We start from the raw sequence: 6,711 nt of genomic DNA, 5'->3' as shown, positions 1-6,711 counted from the left end.
GCCGAGATCGGCCAGGTCTCGCTCCGCATGACTCTGGCGGAGGTAGACGGTGAGGTCGGCGACACGCTGCGCGTGCTCGGCATCCGCGCACAGTGGACCGGCGCCGAGCGCGCGCCCGACACGGTCGCTGGGTCCGAACCGGAACATCCACCCGATCGGCAGCGCGTGCCGGCGTCGTCAGGCAGGCGGACAACAGCCGCTGTTCATCCCGAACCGGACCGACGACCAGAACTCGAGCGATCACACCGACATCCCCGTATCGGTCGGTGTCCACGGAACGGGCATCGTCGCATCCCGAGTTGCTCATGGTTCCGGGCTACCCCGTGAACCGGCGAGCAAACAGCCAGCATCACGCATCGTGAGGCCACCGCGCGCCGAGCGCGACACCACGGGCGAAGTAGCCCACGATCACCCGAAGCCGACGGCGATGCTCGGTCGCGACCAGCTCTCGCAGGCGGCACTTTCGGCACCGAAACCGGCAACGACATCGGCACGTTCGCCTACTGCGACTGGCATCCCGGCCCGGCCGGTCTGCCGATCCTGGATGCCACAGCAGGCTGGTTCTGCGGACGGATCCTCGAACGCCTTCGGCGACCACGTCGGGCTGCTGGTTGCCGCCCCCGAAGCCGGGTCCGCCCCGCCCCCGCGCACCCTCCGCTACAGCGGGGTATCCCGGCTACGACCTGGACACGAGGCGTAGACACCGACGTGCTGGCCTCCGGCGGGCTGGATGACCGGCTGGCGCGCGGCAGGGTATATGCAGGACGCAAGCTTCTCGATAGTGCCTGCTCGCGAGCAGATCGGCGCCGAAGTGCTGTGCATCCACATCGGTGAGGCGCAGTATGTTCCTGTGGAGTTGACAACCGTGCGTATCGACAAACCGGACGATCTCAACGTCATCATCGGACAGGCCCACTTCATCAAGACCGTCGAGGACCTGCATGAGGCACTGGTCGGTATCGGCCCCCACCTGCGATTCGGCCTGGCATTCTGCGAGGCATCCGGGCCGCGTCTGGTCCGCCATTCCGGCAACGAGGACGACCTGGTCGAGCTCGCGACGAAGAACGCACTCGCCGTCGGAGCCGGACACTCGTTCATCGTCTTCCTCCGCGAGGGATACCCGGTCAATGTGCTCAATGCGGTCAAGCACGTCCCGGAAGTCTGCGGAATCTTCTGTGCGACAGCCAACCCCGTGGAAGTGCTGGTTGCCGAGACCGAGCTGGGGAGAGGAATCGTCGGCGTGGTCGACGGGCCCCCGCCGCTGGGCATAGAAAATGCCGGCGACCAGGCAGACCGTAGACAGCTACTGCGCCAGATCGGCTACAAGATGTAGAAGCCCGGGTCGACGGCCTCTCGACGGATCCCGGGCTTCGGCGAGCAGGCGGAAGTCGGCTGATGTGCGGTCTCGTATCACAAGCGGGGACCGACCAGCGCGATCGCGGATTCGACGGCGACGTCGATGATGTCGGCGATTTGGCCGCCGTCCTCGACGGTCGTCGCCATGAGTTCGCGGAAGCCGCCGAGCATGATCGTTGCCACTTGGCGGGTGGGTGGATGCAGGCCGGCGACAGTGAATTCTGTTGTGCTGGTGAGCTTCTGGATCAGATCGACGAACGCGTCGCCGGTTTCTCGCTGCAGTTGCCTGGCATCCTCGCCGAGGGCGGGGACGACACGGATCCAGCTGAGCGTGATCGTGGGATCCTCCTGCGAAAAGTGGATCCACGCCTCGATGGCCTGGCGCACCTGGGTGCGCCACGGCGCATGCGGGTCCACAGCGGCATCGATCTGCTGGATCGTTTCGGTGTTCCGCTCGCTCAGCAGGGCAATGAAGCAGTCCTGTTTGCTGGCGAAATGTTCGTAGAAGGTGCGGCGAGAGGTACGGGCGTTGCGTACCACGTCGGCGACAGTCGAGTCCCGATAACCGCGTTCGCGCACTGCGACAGCCATGCCGTCGAGGAGGCGACGCCGATGCCCTGGCTCGGCCGGGGCATCCGTGGAGGTGCGCGGTACGGGCTCGGTGCGTGTCACGGGAGTCAGCGTAGTGACTCCCCTCGTCGATCCGCGTGTCGAGCGATCCCGGCACGCGGCCACCGCGCTTCTCATGCGGTGACCTGCTCGGGGCCGCGGCCGGGTTCGACGACCTCCGTGAGTGCGCTATCCGTCGGCGTGCGCCGACGGGTGAAGCGGATGGTTCCGTCGTCGATACGGCCGTGCCGCAGGGTGATCACGTCGTGGCCGTAGCTCATGCCCAGCCGCCACGGAGCCCGAGAACCTGCCTTGGGGAATCGGTCGATGGCGCGTAGGACGTAGCCGGCCTGGAAGTCGAGCAGCGGGGTCTCGGTGACGGTCGGGTCGGGCCATGGCGTGCTCTCGGCGTAGCCGTTGGTGTCCATGTGCCGCAGCAACCGGCAGACGAATTCGCTGACGAGATCGGCCTTCAGCGTCCAGGATGCGTTGGTATAGCCGATGGTGAACGCGAAGTTGGGTACTCCGCTCAGCATCATCCCCTTGTACGCCATGGTTTTCGGCAACGGGACTTCTCGTCCGTCGACGGTGAGCCGGAGCCCGCCGAGGGCGAGCAACTGCAGGCCGGTTGCGCTCACCACCACATCGGCTTCGAGTTCGCGGCCGGACTCGAGACGCAACCCCGTCTCGGTGAATCTGTCGATCCGATCGGTGACGACCGAGGCGCGACTCTCGCGGATCGTTCGGAACAGGTCCCCGTCCGGAACCAGGCACAACCGCTGATCCCACGGCCCGTAGGTCGGCTTGAAATGCGTGTCGACGTCGTAGCCGGCGGGCAGCCGGTCGATGGTCAGTTTGCGGATGAACTTCCGCATCTGCTGCGGCCGCCGTTGGCTGAACTGGTAGATGAACGTCCCCAGCAGCACATTCTTCCAGCGCACGACCGTGTAGGCGCGTTTTGGTCCGATCAGTCTGCGCAGCCGGTTGGCAACGGTGTCCTCCGAAGGCACCGGAAAGATGTAGCTCGGCGACCGCTGCAGCATCGTCACGTGTCCGGCTGCCTCGGCCATGGCAGGCACCAGTGTCACCGCGGTGGCGCCGCTGCCGATGACGACGACTCGTTTCCCGGTGTAGTCCAGGTCGGCGGGCCAGGACTGCGGATGCACGATCTGCCCTCCGAAGTCCTCGACCCCGGCGAAGTCGGGCGTGTAGCCCTCGTCGTAGCGGTAGTAGCCGCTGCAGACGTAGAAGAAGTCACAGGTGAATACAGCGGTCGTGCCCGCGTGCTCGGCTCGCACCGTCCAGCGGGATTCGGCGGAGGACCACGACGCACCGACCACTCGATGCCCGAACCGGATACGCCGGTCGATACCGGCGTCGGTAGCCGTGGCGCGGATGTACTCGAGGATCGCCGGACCGTCGGCGATGGCTTTGGCCTGCGTCCACGGGCGGAAACGGTAACCGAGCGTGTGCATATCGGAGTCGGAGCGGACGCCAGGGTAGCGGAACAGATCCCAGGTGCCGCCGATGGCATCGCGGGCTTCGAGGATCGCGTAGGTACGGCTCGGAAACGCCGCCTGCAAGTGATGTGCGGCGCCGATTCCCGACAGCCCGGCACCGACGATCAGGACATCCACATGTTCGGTCATGCCCGCGCTCCCGCCTTGCCACGAGCACGCAGCCGACGCTCCACCAGTGCGATCACGTCGTAATAGCGCGTCGGTGCCACCCGCGCCAGTACATCGAACAGATAGGCGTCCGGGCCGACCAGAATCCGTGACTTCCCCGCCTCGACTCCGCGGCAGATGATTTCGGCCGCCTTCACCGGGCTGGTCAGGGCCACAGCCTCGAATTCGGCCGCCATCTGCTCCGGCGTTCGCCCGCGGCCCTCGGGGTCTTTGCGGACCCGGGCATTGCGCGCGATGTTGGTCGTGATGCCGCCGGGATGGACATTCACCGCGGACACGCCGGTTCCCCGCAGCTCTTGGCGCAGCGCGTCCGTGAACCCGCGGACAGCGAATTTCGCCGCACAGTAAGCGCTCTGATTGGGCATCCCGAGCAGACCGAACACACTCGAGGTATTCACGACGACGCCCTCGTCCTGCTCGACAAGGATGGGCAGGAAGGCGCGCGTACCGTTGACCACTCCGTCGAAATTGATCTGCCGCAGCCACTCGTCGTCCTCGGGAACCGCGTCGAGCACCGACGAGGAGACCGCCACACCGGCATTGTTGAACACTGCCGCCAGCGGTGCGGTCAGCCAGTCGCGCACCTCGCCGGCGAACGCGAGCTGGTCGGCGGCGTCCCGCACGTCCAGGACGCGGGCCAGCACCGGGCCGGTCAACGACGTTGCCGTTTCCTTCAGTCCGATCTGGTCTATATCGGCGATCGCCACGGGCGAGCCCTTGCGTGACAACAGCTGGGCGAGACTGCGGCCGATTCCGGAGGCCGCCCCGGTGATCATGACCGGGCGGCCGAACAGCGGCCTATGAGTGCGGGGCATCGGTGCTCCTGGCTTCGGACGTGCGGAAATGGTCGTCGAGCAGGTCGACGAGGGTCGGCCATACTCCCGCGGGTAGGTCGTGGCCCATGCCGGGAAGGATCCGGAGGCGAGCTCCGGCAATGGAATTCGCGGTCGCGGTCCCTCCCGTCGGGGCGACCATCAGGTCGCGGTCACCGTGCAGGACCAGCGTCGGCGCTGTCACGGCGCTCAGCTCTCGTGTCCGGTCGCCGGACTTCAGGATGCCGGCGAGCTGACGGCCGACACCGGGGGCCGGAACGGGGTCGCGATCCCAGGTCGTGGCGGCTGCCGCACGCACAGCAGACTCGTCGAACGGATATCCGGTCGACGAGATGTGCCGGTATATGCGCACCGCCTGATCGATGTGCTCGGCACGATTGCGCGCCGGTCGGCTGAACATCAATCGCCAGGTCGACCACGCCGGGCGTCCCAGTCGGGCGGCACCGGTGGTGGACATGATCGATGTCAGCGAGTCGACCCGGGCCGGATAGCGGGCGGCGACCGTCTGCGCGATCATGCCGCCCAGCGACATTCCGATCAGATGCGCGGACGGCAGCTCGAGCGCGTCGAGCAGACCGACCGTATCCGCGGCCATATCGGCGAGATCGTACTGGTCGCGATGCCAATGGCGGCGTAGGAAATCCACCGGGCCCGGCGGTGGGAAACCGAGATGCGTCGAGTGGCCGACATCGCGATTGTCGAAACGAATGACCTGATATCCGCGTGCAACCAGCAGCGCGCACAATCCGTCCGGCCAGTCGTGCAACTGTTGGCCCAAACCTGCGACGAGCACGACCGGAACACCGCCCGCACCCAGTCGCTCATAGGCCAAGGTAACGCCGCGGCCGACCTCGACGCGCTGTCCGCTCACGCCGTCACCTCGGTGGCGCGGCCCCGGTCCGAAATCGCCTGCTGCGGAGTGCGGCGGCGCACCACGGCGCGGCCCTTCCCGGCAGGCACGAGTGCCACCCCGCGGAAGTGCGTCCGCTCGTCCGGTGCGTCGGTCGGTTCGAGCGTGAAATCCCTTAGCAGCGTACGCAATACGATGTTCATCTCCATAGTTGCGAACGCCGCACCGATGCAGCGCCGTGCACCGCCGCCGAACGGGATCCAGCTGAACGTGCCCGGGCGCACGCCGACGAATCGATCGGGGTCGAAAGCGCGGGCGTTCGGAAAGAGCTCCTCGTTATCGTGCATCAACCGGATGCTCACCACCACGGTCTGCCCCTTCGGCAGCGTCCACCGCCCCAACTGCATCGACTCTGCACGCACCGTGCGCGCTGTGGCATCGATGACCGGCCGGACCCGTTGCACCTCGAGCAGCGTGGCCTCCCGCAGTTCCGAGCCGCCTGAATCGGCTTCGGCAACGAGGCGGTTCAGCATATCGGGGTGGCGGCGCAGTCGCTCGATCGTCCACGCGAGCGTCGTCGCGGTGGTCTCGTGACCGGCGGTGAGCAGGGTCAGCAGCTCGTCCGCGATCTCGCTGCGACTCATGCTGGAGCCGTCGTCGTATCGAGCTTGCAACATCATCGCCAGCACGTCGTCACGGTCTTGGATCTGTTCGTCGGCCGAAGCGCGGTCGATCAGCCGTCCGACGATATCGTCGTACCGGTTGCGGTAGGCCGCGAACCGGGCCCACGGGCCGAAGCGGCCCAGCATTCTCTGCGGAATCGGTACCGCCGCAAGGGCCGACCCGACGAGAACCAATTTGGGAAGTAGCTCGCGCAGCTCGTCGAACTCCTTGCCTTCGGCACCGAAGACAGCACGCAGGATCGCATTCAAGGTGATCCGCATCATCGAATCCATCGTCGCGAACTCGTGTTCCGACGGCCATGACGCCATCTCGCGGACCGCTTCCTCCTCGATCAGCGACTCGTACACGGCCAGGCGGCGACCATGGAACGGAGGTGTGAGCAACTTGCGTTGCTTACGGTGTTCCTCGCCTTGCAGCGAGAACAACGAGCCCGGCCCCAGAAACTGCCCGAGGTTGACGGCGACATTGTCGGCGACATCGGTACTCGCGGTGAACAACGATTTGACTTCGGCCGGATCGGAGACCACCACCACCCGGCCGAACCTGGGCATGTGGATGGTGAATGCCGAGCCGAAGCGGTCATGCATGCGGCGCCAGGCACGAGAGCGTCCGAAGAGTATCTCCAGGCTCTGCACGATCCGCGGCGTAGAAGGGCCATCCGGAAGTTTCACAGCGGGCATACACCCACCTC

At 66.3% G+C, this 6,711-nt stretch carries 7 protein-coding genes and 1 pseudogene; 2 read left to right on the top strand and 6 right to left on the bottom strand.

Going from position 1 to position 6,711, the window contains the following annotated elements:
- Positions 1–123 (bottom strand): annotated as a pseudogene (locus tag ACLMAL_RS23230) (acyl-CoA dehydrogenase); the annotation flags it as partial.
- A gap of 235 nt (positions 124–358) precedes the next feature.
- Here ACLMAL_RS23230 and ACLMAL_RS23225 point away from each other — a divergent pair.
- Together ACLMAL_RS23225 and ACLMAL_RS23220 are read left to right on the top strand one after the other, a co-directional pair.
- Positions 359–700, top strand: a complete 342-nt coding sequence (locus ACLMAL_RS23225) for a hypothetical protein (protein ID WP_412000993.1) — start codon at positions 359–361, stop codon at positions 698–700.
- Between the two features lie 150 nt (positions 701–850).
- The gene (locus tag ACLMAL_RS23220; protein WP_412001000.1) at positions 851–1,333 is read left to right on the top strand and encodes an adenosine-specific kinase; all 483 of its coding nucleotides are present in this window, start codon (positions 851–853) and stop codon (positions 1,331–1,333) included.
- 77 nt (positions 1,334–1,410) lie between these two features.
- On the opposite strand, the gene ACLMAL_RS23215 is transcribed toward ACLMAL_RS23220, so the two are convergent.
- From ACLMAL_RS23215 to ACLMAL_RS23195, 5 genes are all read right to left on the bottom strand, one after another.
- A complete protein-coding gene (locus ACLMAL_RS23215) occupies positions 1,411–2,028 on the bottom strand; it encodes a TetR/AcrR family transcriptional regulator (protein WP_412000992.1) in 618 nt (205 codons plus the stop codon).
- Positions 2,029–2,099: 71 nt separating this feature from the next.
- Positions 2,100–3,614: a flavin-containing monooxygenase gene (locus ACLMAL_RS23210; protein ID WP_412000991.1), complete on the bottom strand. Its 1,515-nt coding sequence runs from the start codon at positions 3,612–3,614 to the stop codon at positions 2,100–2,102.
- Positions 3,611–4,468, bottom strand: coding sequence for an SDR family NAD(P)-dependent oxidoreductase (locus ACLMAL_RS23205; protein WP_412000990.1), 858 nt, complete (start codon positions 4,466–4,468; stop codon positions 3,611–3,613). Before ACLMAL_RS23205 ends, ACLMAL_RS23210 begins: the two co-directional genes overlap by 4 nt.
- On the bottom strand, positions 4,452–5,357 hold the full coding sequence (locus ACLMAL_RS23200; RefSeq protein ID WP_412000989.1) for an alpha/beta fold hydrolase: 906 nt from the start codon (positions 5,355–5,357) through the stop codon (positions 4,452–4,454). The genes ACLMAL_RS23205 and ACLMAL_RS23200 overlap by 17 nt, the downstream gene beginning before the upstream one ends.
- Positions 5,354–6,700, bottom strand: a complete 1,347-nt coding sequence (locus tag ACLMAL_RS23195; RefSeq protein ID WP_412000988.1) for a cytochrome P450 — start codon at positions 6,698–6,700, stop codon at positions 5,354–5,356. The genes ACLMAL_RS23200 and ACLMAL_RS23195 overlap by 4 nt, the downstream gene beginning before the upstream one ends.
- Between the last annotated feature and the right edge of the window lie 11 nt (positions 6,701–6,711).

It is taken from the genome of Nocardia sp. CWNU-33, assembly GCF_046764895.1.
Taxonomy (GTDB): domain Bacteria; phylum Actinomycetota; class Actinomycetes; order Mycobacteriales; family Mycobacteriaceae; genus Nocardia.
This window is presented reverse-complemented; position numbering and strand designations above follow the sequence as displayed.